The organism is Sphingobium sp. SG1 (assembly GCF_057063145.1).
This window is the reverse complement of record NZ_JBVVOJ010000006.1, coordinates 241,295-255,149: the sequence shown is the minus strand read 5'-3', so window position 1 is coordinate 255,149 and position 13,855 is coordinate 241,295. Positions and strand designations below refer to the sequence as shown.

15 protein-coding genes and 1 riboswitch are annotated in these 13,855 nt (G+C 68.7%); of the genes, 11 read left to right on the top strand and 4 right to left on the bottom strand.

Features of this window, described 5'->3' with window-relative positions:
* Positions 1-528 precede the first annotated feature (528 nt).
* A riboswitch (cobalamin riboswitch) is annotated at positions 529-740 on the top strand.
* A 280-nt stretch (positions 741-1,020) separates the two neighbouring features.
* From AC0KVN_RS15660 to cobJ, 4 genes are read left to right on the top strand one after another with little or no spacing between them, the layout of a single operon-like run.
* Entirely contained in the window at positions 1,021-2,073 is a 1,053-nt protein-coding gene (locus AC0KVN_RS15660; RefSeq protein ID WP_435567315.1) for a cobalamin biosynthesis protein CobG, read from the top strand.
* On the top strand, positions 2,073-2,702 hold the full coding sequence (locus AC0KVN_RS15655) for a precorrin-8X methylmutase (protein WP_136186747.1): 630 nt from the start codon (positions 2,073-2,075) through the stop codon (positions 2,700-2,702). Before AC0KVN_RS15660 ends, AC0KVN_RS15655 begins: the two co-directional genes overlap by 1 nt.
* Entirely contained in the window at positions 2,699-3,421 is a 723-nt protein-coding gene (cobI, locus tag AC0KVN_RS15650; protein ID WP_435567229.1) for a precorrin-2 C(20)-methyltransferase, read from the top strand. Before AC0KVN_RS15655 ends, cobI begins: the two co-directional genes overlap by 4 nt.
* Positions 3,418-4,200: a precorrin-3B C(17)-methyltransferase gene (gene cobJ, locus AC0KVN_RS15645; protein ID WP_435567228.1), complete on the top strand. Its 783-nt coding sequence runs from the start codon at positions 3,418-3,420 to the stop codon at positions 4,198-4,200. Before cobI ends, cobJ begins: the two co-directional genes overlap by 4 nt.
* Here cobJ and AC0KVN_RS15640 read toward each other — a convergent pair.
* A complete protein-coding gene (locus AC0KVN_RS15640) occupies positions 4,161-4,925 on the bottom strand; it encodes a cobalt-precorrin-6A reductase (protein ID WP_435567227.1) in 765 nt (254 codons plus the stop codon). The two genes, cobJ and AC0KVN_RS15640, sit on opposite strands and share 40 nt — an antisense overlap.
* Between AC0KVN_RS15640 and cbiE the strand changes: the two genes are divergently transcribed.
* From cbiE to cobF, 5 genes are read left to right on the top strand one after another with little or no spacing between them, the layout of a single operon-like run.
* Entirely contained in the window at positions 4,924-6,132 is a 1,209-nt protein-coding gene (gene cbiE / locus AC0KVN_RS15635) for a precorrin-6y C5,15-methyltransferase (decarboxylating) subunit CbiE (RefSeq protein ID WP_435567226.1), read from the top strand. The genes AC0KVN_RS15640 and cbiE overlap by 2 nt on opposite strands.
* Entirely contained in the window at positions 6,129-6,491 is a 363-nt protein-coding gene (locus tag AC0KVN_RS15630) for a cobalamin biosynthesis protein (protein ID WP_374549027.1), read from the top strand. The genes cbiE and AC0KVN_RS15630 overlap by 4 nt, the downstream gene beginning before the upstream one ends.
* A complete protein-coding gene (cobM, locus tag AC0KVN_RS15625; RefSeq protein WP_435567225.1) occupies positions 6,488-7,273 on the top strand; it encodes a precorrin-4 C(11)-methyltransferase in 786 nt (261 codons plus the stop codon). The genes AC0KVN_RS15630 and cobM overlap by 4 nt, the downstream gene beginning before the upstream one ends.
* A complete protein-coding gene (locus tag AC0KVN_RS15620) occupies positions 7,270-8,574 on the top strand; it encodes a cobyrinic acid a,c-diamide synthase CobB (RefSeq protein WP_435567224.1) in 1,305 nt (434 codons plus the stop codon). The genes cobM and AC0KVN_RS15620 overlap by 4 nt, the downstream gene beginning before the upstream one ends.
* Positions 8,574-9,326, top strand: coding sequence for a precorrin-6A synthase (deacetylating) (gene cobF / locus AC0KVN_RS15615; protein WP_435567314.1), 753 nt, complete (start codon positions 8,574-8,576; stop codon positions 9,324-9,326). The genes AC0KVN_RS15620 and cobF overlap by 1 nt, the downstream gene beginning before the upstream one ends.
* A gap of 182 nt (positions 9,327-9,508) precedes the next feature.
* Here cobF and AC0KVN_RS15610 read toward each other — a convergent pair whose 3' ends face one another.
* Genes AC0KVN_RS15610 through AC0KVN_RS15600 form a run of 3 tightly spaced genes read right to left on the bottom strand, consistent with a single transcriptional unit; the run spans position 9,509 to position 11,645 of the window.
* Positions 9,509-9,664, bottom strand: coding sequence for a hypothetical protein (locus AC0KVN_RS15610; RefSeq protein WP_004210133.1), 156 nt, complete (start codon positions 9,662-9,664; stop codon positions 9,509-9,511).
* Between the two features lie 18 nt (positions 9,665-9,682).
* The gene (locus tag AC0KVN_RS15605; RefSeq protein WP_435567223.1) at positions 9,683-10,393 is read right to left on the bottom strand and encodes a hypothetical protein; all 711 of its coding nucleotides are present in this window, start codon (positions 10,391-10,393) and stop codon (positions 9,683-9,685) included.
* Positions 10,394-10,433: 40 nt separating this feature from the next.
* A complete protein-coding gene (locus AC0KVN_RS15600) occupies positions 10,434-11,645 on the bottom strand; it encodes a toxic anion resistance protein (protein WP_097385387.1) in 1,212 nt (403 codons plus the stop codon).
* A 153-nt stretch (positions 11,646-11,798) separates the two neighbouring features.
* Between AC0KVN_RS15600 and AC0KVN_RS15595 the strand changes: the two genes are divergently transcribed.
* Both AC0KVN_RS15595 and AC0KVN_RS15590 read left to right on the top strand, forming a co-directional pair.
* Positions 11,799-12,140, top strand: coding sequence for a DUF485 domain-containing protein (locus AC0KVN_RS15595; protein WP_435567222.1), 342 nt, complete (start codon positions 11,799-11,801; stop codon positions 12,138-12,140).
* Positions 12,137-13,837 (top strand): cation acetate symporter, encoded by a 1,701-nt coding sequence (locus AC0KVN_RS15590; protein WP_435567221.1) that lies wholly within the window; start codon positions 12,137-12,139, stop codon positions 13,835-13,837. The genes AC0KVN_RS15595 and AC0KVN_RS15590 overlap by 4 nt, the downstream gene beginning before the upstream one ends.
* The last annotated feature ends 18 nt before the right edge of the window (positions 13,838-13,855 follow it).

Genomic DNA, 13,855 nt, shown 5'->3' with positions numbered 1-13,855 from the left:
AGACATCGCAACGGTTCGAATCCGGGCGCGTCCCTCGAACCAGGGCTACACCCAGGCGCTCCAGCCTGATAACGATGCTGCCATCGGCAGGCGCGAATCACGCGAAATCGGGGTAGCTTCAACGCTTCCCTCCCTCTCCGCCACGACTTTCCTGAGTCACGGTTTGTTCGTAATTTTTTGAACGAAAGTCGCTTTTACGGCTCTTTTTCTACAAAGCGACACTACAAAGATGCGATTGATAATGCATGTTCGAGCTCAGGCTTGAGCGCAATATCCTGCCGTGCCCACGCCGATAGGTGCACCGGATACCGTCGCTGCGCGATGCGCCCGTGATAGCTGGATGGGGCGTACTGTACGTCACCTCATCCTCTTCGCTTATTTCTACCCTGTGGCGCATTTGATATTGGCGCAGATGATCGAGGTCGACACGGATATGCGTCCGGGCGGTCCTGTCTGTCTATATTCCATATCTTGGCGAAGCCCGATGTTTCGACTAGGGCATCATCGGTGCGCCGGTTCATGCTGGTGCATTGCATAACTGACGCCGGTGTTCCGCAAGGAACTTAATCGGGAATGCGGTGCGGGGGCCTGGCCCCTTATTCCGCGGCTGTCCCTGCAACTGTAAGCGGATAGCGCGATGCACGAGCCCATGAGGGCAGCCACTGGACAGAGCGTCCGGGAAGGCGTGCATCCCGCAACGACCCGCGAGCCAGGAGACCTGCCGGCGTTTCGGTCGCTCTTGTCCTGACCCAGGGGTTGGTCATGGCACGGTCTTTCTTCCGTCTGGGCGGCGAAGCGTGTGGCTGGGGCTGCACGGCCGCGTGGTGTCGGGCGCCTGTCGCGCCTGCCTGCCGCCTCGCGCCGACCGGCGATGCCGGCAAGCCCCGCCTGGTTGCGTCCCGGCGCGCGGAGGATGTGCCTGTGAGCCAGACCGGCGCGGGCAGGGATAGGGCGACCGCGAACCATGCGGTGGCCCGCGGACCGGCCGTTCGGGGCTGGTGTCCTGACGCCTGGCGCCCGATGGCGGCGGGCGACGGGCTGATCGTGCGCGTGAAGCCGCGCCTCGGTCGTCTTTCGGCCGCCGACCTGGCGGCGCTGGGCGAAGCGGCGATCGCCCATGGCAACGGCCTGATCGACATGACCCGGCGCGCCAACCTCCAGATCCGTGGTGTGCGCGACGATAGCTGGCGCCCCTTGCTCGACCGCCTGCTCGACCTGGGCCTGGTGGACCGCGATGCCCGGCGCGAGGGCGCGCGTATGATGATGGTCGCGCCGGACTGGCGCGAAGGCGACGACAGCCATCGCATCGCCAGCCAGTTGCTCGATCGCCTGGACGAACTGCCGGACTTGCCGGGCAAGATGGGCTTCGTGATCGATGCCGGCGCCGCGCCGCTCCTGTCCGGCGAAGCGGGGGATTTTCGCATCGAGCGGGCGCGGGACGGCGGCCTGATCTTGCGCGCCGAGGGGCGGGCACAAGGCGTGCCGGTGGACAGCGGCGGCGAAGCGGATGCGCTGCTCGCGCTCGCCCGATGGTTCGTGGAGAGCAACGGCGCGCGCGCGGGGCGCATGGCCCGGCATGATGCGCCCCTGGCGGATTGGGCAACGGGCACGACAGAGGCGGCGTCGCCACGCCCGCGACTGGTCCCCGGCGCATGGGATGGCGGCTTGGCCTATGGCCTTCCCTTCGGCCGGATCGATGCGCGGCATTTTCTCGACGCGCCGGCCATGCGGCTGACCCCGTGGCGCATGCTGCTGGCCGAAGGACAACTGCCCGGCCTGTGCGCCGACGCGGCCGACCCGCTGATCCATGTGGAGGCCTGCCCCGGCGCACCTGCCTGTCCGCAGGCGAGCGTGGAGACGCGCGATCTCGCCCGCCGGCTGGCGCCCCATGTGGCGGGCCGCCTTCATGTCTCCGGCTGCGCCAAGGGCTGCGCCAGTTCGATGCCGGCCGATGTCGTGCTGACGGGGCGGGACGGGCGCTACGACCTGGCCTTCCATGCCCGCGCAGGATCGGCGCCCGTCCGTCCTGACCTCACCGCCACCGACCTTCTTGCCCATTTCGGAGCCTGTTGATGCCCCATGATTATGAGAGGGACGGCGCGGCGATCTATCGCCAGTCCTTCGCCACCATCCGCGCCGAAGCCGACCTCGGGCGCTTTGCTGCCGAGGAGGAACCGGTCGCAGTGCGCATGATCCATGCCGCGGGCATGGTGGACCTTGCGGGCCATATCCGCTTTTCGCCGGGCTTTGCAGCGGCGGCGCGGCAGGCCCTGATCGCAGGGGCGCCGGTGCTGTGCGATGCGCGCATGGTGTCGGAAGGGGTCACGCGCGCGCGCCTGCCCGCCGACAATGCCGTGCTCTGCACCCTGCACGACACCGCCGTGCCGGACATGGCGCGGGCGATGGGCAATACCCGATCCGCCGCCGCGCTGGAATTGTGGCGGCCGCATCTTGCCGGGGCACTGGTTGCCATCGGCAATGCGCCCACGGCGCTGTTCCACCTGCTCGACATGCTGGAAGATCCGGCCTGTCCGCGTCCCGCAGCGATCATCGGCTGCCCGGTCGGCTTCGTCGGCGCGGCGGAATCCAAGGCCGCTTTATGGGCGGCGCAGCCCGTGCCCTGCTGCGTCGTCGACGGGCGGTTGGGCGGCAGCGCGATTACGGTCGCGGCGATCAATGCGCTGGCGAGCCGCGCGGAATGAGCGGCACCGTCTATGGCGTGGGCCTCGGCCCCGGCGCGCAGGACTTGCTGAGCGTGCGCGCCGACCGGCTGGTGCGGAGCGGGCGGCATGTCGCCTATTTCCGCAAGGCCGGCCGGCCGGGGCAGGCGCGCCGCATCGCGCAGGGCATGCTGCGGGACGATGCGATCGAACTGGCGATGGAATATCCGGTGACGACCGAAATTCCGGTCACCGATCCGCGCTATAACGACTGCCTTGCCGCCTTCTATGCCGATTGCACCGGCCGGCTGCTGGCGATCGCGGAGGCGGGCGAGGATGTGGTCGTCTTGTGCGAGGGCGATCCCTTTTTCTACGGCTCCTTCATGCATCTGCACAGCCGGTTGGCGGGGCTGGTCCCGGTCGAAGTGGTCCCCGGCATCATGGGCATGTCGGGCGCGTGGAATGCGACCGGCCTGCCGATCACCTGGGGTGACGATGTGCTGACCGTCGCGATGGCAACCCTGCCGGAAGAGGAACTGGTCCGCCGCATCCGCGATACCGACGCGCTGGTGGTGATGAAGATCGGCCGGCACCTCGCCAAGCTGCGCCGCGCGGTGGCGGCGGCCGGGCGCAGCGATGAAGCATGGCTGGTCGAACATGCCGCCATGCCGGAACAGCGCGTGACCCGGCTGGCCGATGTCGACAGGGTCACGCCCTATTTCTCGATCCTGCTGATCCACGGCCAAGGGCGCCGGCCATGAATCTTGCGGCGGGAGAGGGCGGCTGGATCGCGATCGCGGGGCTTGGGCCGGGGGACGAAGCGCTGGTGACGCCGGAGGTCGACGCCGCGCTGGCTGCCGCGACCGACGTGGTGGGCTATATCCCCTATGTCGCGCGGGTCGCGCCGCGTGCGGGGCTGGCGTTGCATCCTTCGGACAATCGGGTGGAACTGGACCGGGCGGCCCATGCGCTGGAGCTGGCGGCGCAGGGGCGGCGGGTCGTCGTCGTCTCCTCGGGCGATCCGGGCGTCTTTGCCATGGCGTCCGCCCTGTTCGAGGCGCTGGAGGCCGGACCTGCCCACTGGCGCGACATCGACATTCGCGTGCTGCCCGGCATCACCGCGATGCTGGCTGCTGCGGCGCGTGCGGGCGCGCCGCTTGGCCATGATTTCTGTGCGATCAACCTGTCGGACAATCTCAAGCCCTGGTCCCTGATCGAAAAGCGGCTGCGGCTGGCGGCGGAGGCGGATTTCGCCATGGCCTTCTACAATCCCCGCTCGGCGTCCCGGCCGGAAGGGTTCGTGCGCACGCTGGCGCTGTTGGGGGAACTTTGTGGCGATGCACGCCCGATCCTCTTCGCCCGCGCCGTGACCACCGCGCAGGAGACATTGCATATCGTGCCGCTGGGGCAGGCGCGGGCGGACATGGCGGACATGCGCACCATGGTGATCGTCGGGTCGAGCCGGACCCGCATCATCGAGCGCGCGCGCGGGCCGATCCTCTACACGCCGCGCGGCATCCCCGACGAGGCGGCGGGATGAGCGATCCAGTCGAGCACATCCTCGGGCCGGTGGAATTCCTGCCGGTCGGGCAACGGGGGGCGGTCGATCATCAGCACGCGCAGGCCCAGCGCGCGCGCGGCGTCCAGCTTGGCGGCCGCGCCCGTGCCGCCGGCATTTTTGGCGACGATCAGGTCGATGCGATGATCCCGCAGCAGGCTTGTGTCGTCCGCCACCGTGAACGGGCCGCGATCCACGATCAGGGCATGATCGGGCAGGGGCGGCACCGCGTCCGGCGCATCCACGAAGCGCAGCAGATAATGATGCTGAGGCTGGGCGGCGAACTCCTCCACATGCATGCGCCCCAGGGCCAGCATGATCCGCTGAGGCGGGCCGTCGAGCACGGCCACCGCCGCTGTCATGTCCGGCACCGTGGTCCAGCGATCGCCGGCGCTGGGCGTCCAGGGCGCACGGGTCAGTGCGGCATGGGCGATCCCCGCCTCATGCGCAGCCTCCACCGCATGGGCGCTCATCGTCGCGGCAAAGGGATGGGTGGCGTCGACCAGATGAGTGATGCCTTCCGCACGCAGATGCGCGACCAGTCCCGCCACCCCGCCAAAGCCGCCGACCCGCACGGGCAAGGGTTGCGCCCGCGGACTGGCCGTGCGTCCTGCATAGCTGAAGGTCGCGCGCATGCCGCGCGCCGCCAGCAGGACCGCCAGCGCGCTTGCCTCCGTCGTGCCGCCCAGCAGCAGGATGTTGGGCATGGATGACACTAATTCTCCCCCCTGGTTGACGATCGTCGGCATCGGCGAGGACGGGATGGACGGCCTGTCTGCGGCAAGCCGCGCGGCACTGGCGGCGGCGGACCTGGTCATGGGGCCGGCCCGGCACCTTGCGCTGCTGGGCGGGATTAGCGCGCCGATGGTCGAATGGCCAGTGCCCTTCGCGGAAGGGATCGCGCGGCTGCTGGCGCATCGTGGGCGGCCGGTGGTGGTGCTGGCGTCGGGCGACCCCTTCTGGTTCGGCGCGGGCAGCAGCATCGCGCGCCATCTGGCGGCGCATGAATGGTGCGCGCATCCCGCGCCCTCCACCTTCGGGCTGGCGGCGGCGCGGCTGGGCTGGGCGATACAGGATGTCGCGTGCCTGGGCCTGCATGCCGCGCCGCTGGATCGGTTGCGTCCGCACCTCGCGCCGGGCGCGCGGGCGCTGGTGCTGCTGCGCGACGGGGCGGCGGTGGCGGGACTTGGCGCCTGGTTGTCGGCCAGGGGATTTGGCGCGTCGCGCCTCCATGTGCTGGAATGCCTCGGCGGCCCGCGCGAACGGATCCGGTCGATCGAGGCGGGGGCGACGATACCGGCCGACATCGTTCATCCCGTGGCGGTCGGGCTGGAGGTCGCCGGTGACGGCCCCGTCCTGACCGTCGCCAGCGGTCGTCCCGACGCGCTGTTCGACCATGACGGACAGATCACCAAGGCGCCGGTGCGCGCCCTGACCCTGTCGGCGCTGGCGCCCCGGCCGGGGGACTATCTGTGGGACATTGGCGCGGGGTCGGGGTCGATCGCGATCGAATGGCTGCTGGCCCATCCGGCCAATCGCGCCTGCGCGGTGGAGGCCGATCCGGCCCGTGCGGATCGCGCCCGCGCCAATGCCCGTGCGCTGGGCGTGGATCGGCTGGAGCTGATGGTCGGTCGTGCGCCGGCCATGTTGCCCGATGGCTTGATGCCGCAGGCGGTCTTCATCGGTGGCGGTCTGTCGCAGGCGCTGCTGGAACGGCTGGAGGCGCTGCTGCCACCCGGCACAAGGCTGGTGGCCAATGCCGTGACATTGGAGTCGGAGGCGCTGCTGGCGCTCTGGCACGGGCGGCGGGGCGGCAGCCTGCTGCGCATCGAACTGGCCGACGCCGCGCCGCTCGGCAATCGCCATGGCTGGCGGTCGCGCTTTCCGGTGGTGCAGTGGAGCGTCACGCTATGATCGTCGCGGGCTTCGGTTTCCGTGCCGGCGCGACCACCGAGTCCCTGCGGGCGGCGCTGGTGTCGGCCGGCGGCGGGCGGGATGTCACCCATCTCGCCACCCCGGCGGACAAGGCCGAGGGAATGGCGGAACTCGCCGCGCAACTGGCCCTGCCGCTCATCCCCATTGCGGCCGATCGCCTCGCGTCCCTGCCCACCATCACCCGATCGCCGGCCTCGCTGGGCGCGCGCGGCACCGGCAGCGTCGCCGAAGCCTGTGCCCTGGCCGGCGCGGGGGAAGGCGCCCGCCTGCGCGCAGCCCGCAGCCTTTCCCCCGATCGCATGGCGACCTGCGCCATCGCTCAAGGAGCATCATCATGACCGTCCATTTCATCGGCGCCGGCCCCGGCGCGCCCGACCTGCTGACCCTGCGCGGCCGCGATCTGATCGCGGCCAGCCCGATATGCCTCTATGCCGGATCGCTGGTCCCGGCGGACGTGCTGGGCCATTGCCCGCCCGGCGCGCGCATCGTCAACACCGCGCCCATGGACCTGGACGCCATCATGGCGGAGATCACCGCCGCCCACGCCGCCGGGCAGGATGTGGCGCGGCTCCATTCCGGCGACCTTTCGGTCTGGTCGGCCATGGGCGAGCAGATCCGCCGCCTTCGGGCGCTGGACATCCCCTTCACCGTGACGCCCGGCGTGCCGGCCTTCGCTGCGGCGGCCGCGGCGCTGGAGGTGGAGCTGACGCTGCCTGAACTGGCCCAGTCGCTCGTCCTGACGCGCACGCCGGGGCGGGCCAGCACCATGCCGCCGGCCGAGAGCCTGACCAATTTCGCGGTGACGGGCGCGACCCTGGCCATCCATCTGTCGATCCACAATCTGGCGCAGGTGGTCGCCGATCTCACCCCTGCCTATGGCGCGGCCTGCCCGGTCGCGGTGGTGTGGCGGGCAAGCTGGCCCGACCAGCGGATCGTGCGGGCGACCCTCTCGTCGATCAAGGAGGCTGTCGCGGGCAGCATGGAGCGCACCGCCATCATCCTGGTCGGCCCGGCGCTGAACGCGGCGGATTTTGCCGAAAGCAGCCTCTACGCGCAGGGCTATGACCGGCGTTTCCGGCCCCAGCATGCCGGATCGCGCTACGCCGGGTCGTCCGAGTGACGGTGCCGGGCCTGCTCGTTTCGGCGCCCGCATCGGGCACCGGCAAGACGACCGTCACGCTCGGCCTGCTCCGCGCGCTGCGCGACGCGGGCGTGACGGTGCAGCCGCTTAAATGCGGGCCGGACTATATCGACCCGGCCTTCCATCGCGCCGCCTGTGGCCGGCCGTCCTTCAACCTGGATAGCTGGGCGATGGACGGCGCGCTGCTGGACCGGGTGGCAGCCGAGGCCGGCGATGCCGACATGATCGTGGCCGAAGGGGCGATGGGCCTGTTCGACGGAGTGGCGGGTCGGGGTGCGGCCGGCCATGGCACCGCCGCCGACGTGGCGCGCCGCATGGGCTGGCCGGTGCTGCTGGTGCTCGACATATCCGGACAGGCGCAATCCTGTGCGGCGACGGCGCTCGGCTTTGCCCGTTTCGATCCCGATGTGACGATTGCGGGCGTCATCCTCAATCGCGTAGCGAGCCCGCGCCATGAACGGCTGGCGCGCGCGGGACTGGCGGCGGCGGGCATTGCGGTGTTCGGTGCCTTGCCCCGGCACGCGGACCTCAGCCTGCCCGAGCGGCATCTGGGGCTGGTGCAGGCCGGCGAGCAGGAGGGGCTCGATCAGGCGCTGGAGCGCCATGGCGCACTCATGCGGGAGCGGGTCGATCTCGCCGCGGTTCGGGACGCCGCACGGGCGCACGGCGTCAGGGCCGGCGGGCGCCTGCCCGATCCCCCGGCGCAACGGATCGCGGTGGCGAAGGACGTGGCTTTCTCCTTCCTCTACCCGCATCTGCTGGAGGGCTGGCGACAGGCCGGGGCGCAGATCATGCCCTTCTCCCCGCTGGCCGATGAGGCGCCAGCCGACGATGCCGACCTGATCTGGCTGCCCGGCGGCTATCCCGAACTCCACGCCGGGACCATCGCCGGCGCGCAGCACTTCCTGACGGGTCTGCGCCGCCATGCCGAGGATCGGCCGGTCCATGGCGAATGCGGCGGCTATATGGTGCTGGGGGATGCGCTGATCGACCGGGACGGCACCGCCCATCGCATGGCCGGGCTGCTCGGCCTTGTCACTAGCCATGCGGATCGCCGGCTGCATCTGGGCTATCGGCGGGCGGAGCTGCTGGCGCCTGTCGCGGGGCTGCGCGCCGGCACCATGCTGCGTGGCCATGAGTTCCATTATTCGACCATCGTGGGCCAAGATGACGCGCCGCTGATGCGGGTGAGCGATGCCGATGGTGCGGCGGTCGCGGAGACCGGCTCGCGGCGCGGCTGGGCCAGCGGTTCCTTCTTCCACATGATCGCGAGCGCATGATGATCGACCTGCACCTCATCGGCATCGGCACCGGCAATCCGGATCATCTGACTGCCCAGGCGGTGCGGGCGATGAACAGCGCCGACCTCATCCTCCTGCCGCGCAAGGGCAGCGCCAAGTCCGACCTTGTCGACCTGCGCCGCACCATCTGCGCGGCCGTGCTGACGCGGGCGGTGCGGGTGGTGGAGTTCGACCTGCCCGTGCGCGATGCGCACGGCGACTATATTGGCGGCGTCCACGACTGGCACGATGCCATCACGCAGGCCTGGGCCGGACAGATCGCACGCCACCTGCCCGATGGCGGCCGCCTTGCCCTGCTGGTCTGGGGCGATCCCTCCCTCTATGACAGCAGCCTGCGGATCGCCGACCGGCTGGCGGAGAAGGGGCTGGCGATCCGGGTAAGCGTCGTGCCGGGCATCACCAGCCTGCAGGCGCTGACCGCGGCCCACGCCATCCCCCTCAACCGGCTGGGCGCGCCGGTGGTCATCACGACCGGGCGCCGGCTGCGCGACGATGGTTGGCCGGCCGACGGTGACAGCGTCGCCGTGATGCTGGATCAGGGCTGTGCCTTCGACGCGCTCGATCCCGCCGGCATCCATATCTGGTGGGGGGCCTATCTCGGCATGGAGCATCAACTCCTGGTCGAAGGGCCACTGGCGGTCGTGCGGGACAGGATCGCGGGGCTCCGCGTGCAGGAACGGGCCCGGCATGGCTGGATCATGGACATTTATCTGATGCGCAGGGGGGCATGATCCTGGCGGCGGCGCGTTCAACATTACCCACCGCTACGTAAGCGCACCGTCTGAACCTAAGAAACGCTGATCGCGGAAGTGGCTGTTGCGCATCCTGTTTGGACCGCTTCAGATGTGATGATCAGCTCTTCTGATGGAATGTCACGTCTTCGCTATCGTGACGTGCCGGCTCTGGCGCATCATCAGCCTCGCCGTCGCCAGCGGCGGAACAAGGATAGACCCAGCACGCCGCCGCCCACCACGGCCGCGATCGCGCCGCCGGCCGAAGCCAGCGCCCAGGCCCCGGCGGCCAGCAGGCCCGTCAGGAAATCGACGATGATGAGGGTGAGGTGGATCATGCAGGAAGGAAGACGGCGCTAGGCGCCAAGTTCCTTCGCCTCCTGATATTTCAGCTCCAGAAAACGATTCTGGGTCGCCAGCTTGTCGAGATCGCCGCTCGCCAGCTGCTCGCTCATCCGGCCGATCTCGGCGTCGATCACCGACAGCCCCTCGATCAGCTGCTTTTCGGGCACCCGGCCATTGCGTTCCTCGCGGCGCAGCGGCGCGGGGATCGACTGATAGCCGGTGACCAGTTCGGGCAGATGATCGGCCAGCAGCTTGCGAATCTCGTGCGCGGCCGGATCCTGTTCGCCCAGCCGTTCGAGCTGCGGCGCCAGCGTCTCCAGCTTGACGCCGATGCTGTCGACCAGGCTGACCGCCGGCGCGGGCAAGGCCTTGCGCTGATTTTCCAGCCAGATTTCGGTCTTCAGCGGCAGGGCGGTCAGCGCCGTGTCCGCCAGCTTGTCCGGGCTGACTGCCCGTTCAACCGGCAGCAGCGCAAAGAACAGCGTGGTGACCAGCAGCAGGCCAAGCACGATCATCACGCCACTGGTGCCCAGCGGCATGAACCAGCCCGCGACCATGGCGGCGATGATGATCGCGAAGGCAGCGCCGGCGATCCGGCCCAGCCGCCGCATGATCGATGCGTTGCGCCGTTCGCGCGCGCGGCTGGTCAGGCTCTTGCCGCGCTCGCTATGGCGGCGCAGCACCGCCTCGGCATCGGCCAGCACGCGGTCGGACCGGCTCATGCCATCAACTCCGGGAAAAGGGGCAGGGTGGGGCGCATCCTTATCCCTCGATCGCGCTCAGCAGCGGGTTTTCCGCGCGCGCTTCCTTGGCGGCCTGGGCCTGGCCCTCGGACCGGGCGATATAGCCCTTGGACTTTTCCACCTCGTTCGACAGCACAGTGACCGTCGTCTTCATATTCTCCAGCGCCTTGAGCTTGAACGTGTCGATATTGTCCATCGTGTCGTAGATATTCTGGAAGGCGCGCTGCAACGTCTCGATCGGGATGGTGCTGCTGGCGGCCTGCTCGTGAATCTGCGCGGTCTGGCTCTTGAGCAGTTCGCCGGTCGAATCGATGATATTGGCGGTGGTGGTATTGAGCGCGGTGATCTGTTCCAGCACCAGTCGCTGGCCGACCAGCGCCTGCGCCACGGTCACGGCGGTGCGTAGCGCGGCGACGGTGGTGGTGCTGGCGCGGTCCACGCCCTTCACCAACTCGACATTATTCTTCTTCACCAGGTCCAGCGCCAGATAGCCCTGCACCGTGACCGCCATCTGGGTCAGCAGGTCCTGGGTGCGCTGGCGAATGTAGAAGAGCGCGCTCTCGCGGATCGCCTTGGCCTTGGTCGGATCGGTCGAATCCAGCTCCAGCGCCTTGGCCTCGAGGCGCGCGTCCATGGTCTTGCTGATGTGGATCATCTGCTCCAGCTTGCCCATGGTTTGCCACATATTCTGGCGTTCCACGTCGATCGCGGCATTGTCCTTGATCAGCACGTCCTTGCCGCTGGCAAGGCTGCCCAGGATCGAATTGATATGCGTCTGGCTCGACTTGTAGCTGTCGAAATAGTCGCGCATCTTGTTGCCGAACGGGATGATGCCGAACAGCTTCTTGGGCGCGGTCAGGCTGCCGCGCTTGCCGGGGTCCAGATCCTCCACCGTGCGGCGCAGTTCGGCCAGATCGGCCCCGACCTTGTTGTCGCTGTCCATCGCGCGCACCGGCCGATCGAGGAAGCGGTTGCTGTGCCCGGCGGCCTCGGCGATTTCCTTGCGGCCCATATTGGTCAGCTGGTCGACGCGCTGGCCGAAGGCAGGCGAATTGGCGTCCTGCGCCACCAGATCGTCGATGAAGGCGTCGACCTTCTCGTCCAGCTTGGATCGCTTTTCCTCGTCGATCGGCACCAGCCCCGCCGCCTTTTCGGGCGCGACCACCGGCACCGGGTCGGGCGGCGTGAGGTTCAGCGTATCAGCGGTCGCGGTCGGCGCGGTCGAAGCCATGTCATCTCCCAGGGGCCAGATCGGCCTTGCTGTCATATGTGCATAAAACAGTAAGGCCGCAAGTCTCTCTCCGTGCAGATATAGGCGCTCGGGCCATGCCATTGCAATCGGGGGACGTCTGGTTAGCATGGCGCAAAGACCAGAGGAGAGTGAATGACGCAGCAGGAAGGGCATGCCCCGGCCGATCCACAGGCCGCGATGATCGCGGCGGTGGCGGCCGATCCCCGTTATGGCGAACTGGTGGCGCGGCGGGCGCGGCTGGGCTGGTGGCTGTCGGCGATCATCTTCACCGCCTTTGTCGGCTATCTGGCGCTGATCGCCTTCGACAAGGCGTTGCTGGGTACCCCAATCGGCGATGGCGTGACCTCGATCGGCATTCCGATCGGCCTGGGCCTCATCCTGCTCGCGATCGCGCTGACCGGCCTCTATGTCGCTTATGCCAACCGCCATCATGACGCGCAGATGGCCGCGATCCTGAAGGATCATGGCGCATGAGGGCGCGGCTTGCCGGCGCGCTCGCCCTTGCTCTGCTTCCAGCCCCCACCTTCGCCGCCGCGCTGGAGGGGGAGGCGCAGCGTCAGCCGATCAACTGGGTGGCGATCGCGATGTTCGTCGCCTTTGTCGGCCTCACCCTGTGGATAACCAAGGCGGCGGCCGCGCGCACCCGCACCGCGTCGGACTTCTACACCGCGGGCGGCGGCATCAGCGGTTTCCAGAACGGCCTCGCGATGGCGGGCGACTATATGTCCGCCGCCTCCTTCCTCGGCATATCGGCGCAGATCTTCACCGACGGCTATGACGGCCTCATCTACTCCACCGGCTTCCTCGTCGGCTGGCCCATCCTGCTCTTCCTGATGGCGGAGCGGCTACGCAACCTTGGGCGCTTCACCTTTGCCGATGTCGCCTCCTACCGTTTTGCCCAGCCGCCGGTGCGCAGCTTCGCGGCCATCTCCACCCTGCTGGTGGTCAGCTTCTACCTTATCGCCCAGATGGTGGGCGCAGGGCAGCTCATCAAATTGTTGTTCGGCCTGCCCTATGTGGTGGCGGTGGTGATCGTCGGCGCGCTGATGATGCTCTATGTGCTGTTCGGCGGCATGCGCGCGACCACCTGGGTGCAGATCATCAAGGCGGTGCTGTTGCTCGGCGGCGCCAGTTTCATGGCGCTGATGGTGCTGGCCCAGTTCGGCTTCTCGCTCGAAGCGCTGTTCGCCCGCGCGGTCGAGGTGAAGAGCGCGACGGCACAGGCCGCCGGTGCACCCCCCGCCGAAGCCGCGGCAAAGGGCCGGGCGATCATGGCGCCGGGCGGCTTCATCAAGGATCCGGTCTCGGCCATCTCCTTCGGCCTCGCGCTGATGCTGGGCACGGCCGGCCTGCCGCACATATTGATGCGCTTCTTCACCGTCCCCGATGCCAAGGAAGCACGCAAGTCGGTGCTGTGGGCGACCGGCTGGATCGGCTATTTCTATATCCTCACCTTCATCATCGGCTTCGGCGCGATCATCCTGGTCGGCACCGATGCCGGCTACAAGATGGCCGACGGCACGCTGCGCGGCGGCGGCAATATGGCGGCGATCCATCTCGCTCATGCGGTCGGCGGCAATGCCTTCCTGGGCTTCATCTCGGCCGTCGCCTTCGCGACCATCCTGGCAGTGGTGGCGGGGCTCACTCTGTCGGCCGCCTCGGCGGTCAGCCATGACCTCTATGCCACGGTGCTGAAACAGGGGCGGGCCAACTCCGCCGACGAACTGCGCGTCTCGCGGATCACCACGCTGGCGCTGGGCGCGCTGGCGGTGCTGCTGGGGCTGCTGTTCGAGAAGCAGAATGTCGCCTTCATGGTCAGCCTCGCCTTCGCGCTCGCCGCGTCGGGCAATTTTCCGGTGCTGATCCTGTCGCTGCTGTGGAGCGGCTGCACCACCCGTGGCGCGGCCTGGGGCGGCACGATCGGACTGCTGACGGCCTTCGTCCTGACGCTCCTGTCACCGGCGGTGTGGACCACCACCTTCGGCCTCGGCCCGGCACCTTTCCCCTATAGCTCGGCGGCGATCTTCTCGGTCCCGGCCGGCTTCATCGCCATCTGGCTGATCTCCCGGCTCGACCGCTCGCCCCGCGCGGCCGTCGACAAGGCCGGCTATCCGGCCCAGCGGGTGCGGGCGGAAACCGGCATCGGCGCCTTCGCCGCCAGCGACCATTGAACCTTCTCCTCCCGCGCT

Bases quoted from the DNA above. Each gene is read 5' to 3' on its own strand.
- AC0KVN_RS15605 (WP_435567223.1), bottom strand. From the start codon at position 10,393: ATGAGCCGGTCCGACCGCGTGCTGGCCGATGCCGAGGCGGTGCTGCGC.
- AC0KVN_RS15660 (WP_435567315.1), top strand. From the start codon at position 1,021: ATGGCGGCGGGCGACGGGCTGATCGTGCGCGTGAAGCCGCGCCTCGGT.
- AC0KVN_RS15590 (WP_435567221.1), top strand. From the start codon at position 12,137: ATGAGGGCGCGGCTTGCCGGCGCGCTCGCCCTTGCTCTGCTTCCAGCC.
- AC0KVN_RS15595 (WP_435567222.1), top strand. From the start codon at position 11,799: ATGACGCAGCAGGAAGGGCATGCCCCGGCCGATCCACAGGCCGCGATG.
- AC0KVN_RS15655 (WP_136186747.1), top strand. From the start codon at position 2,073: ATGCCCCATGATTATGAGAGGGACGGCGCGGCGATCTATCGCCAGTCC.
- AC0KVN_RS15630 (WP_374549027.1), top strand. From the start codon at position 6,129: ATGATCGTCGCGGGCTTCGGTTTCCGTGCCGGCGCGACCACCGAGTCC.
- AC0KVN_RS15610 (WP_004210133.1), bottom strand. From the start codon at position 9,664: ATGATCCACCTCACCCTCATCATCGTCGATTTCCTGACGGGCCTGCTG.
- AC0KVN_RS15600 (WP_097385387.1), bottom strand. From the start codon at position 11,645: ATGGCTTCGACCGCGCCGACCGCGACCGCTGATACGCTGAACCTCACG.
- cobM (WP_435567225.1), top strand. From the start codon at position 6,488: ATGACCGTCCATTTCATCGGCGCCGGCCCCGGCGCGCCCGACCTGCTG.
- cobF (WP_435567314.1), top strand. From the start codon at position 8,574: ATGATCGACCTGCACCTCATCGGCATCGGCACCGGCAATCCGGATCAT.
- cobI (WP_435567229.1), top strand. From the start codon at position 2,699: ATGAGCGGCACCGTCTATGGCGTGGGCCTCGGCCCCGGCGCGCAGGAC.
- cbiE (WP_435567226.1), top strand. From the start codon at position 4,924: ATGGATGACACTAATTCTCCCCCCTGGTTGACGATCGTCGGCATCGGC.
- AC0KVN_RS15640 (WP_435567227.1), bottom strand. From the start codon at position 4,925: ATGCCCAACATCCTGCTGCTGGGCGGCACGACGGAGGCAAGCGCGCTG.
- cobJ (WP_435567228.1), top strand. From the start codon at position 3,418: ATGAATCTTGCGGCGGGAGAGGGCGGCTGGATCGCGATCGCGGGGCTT.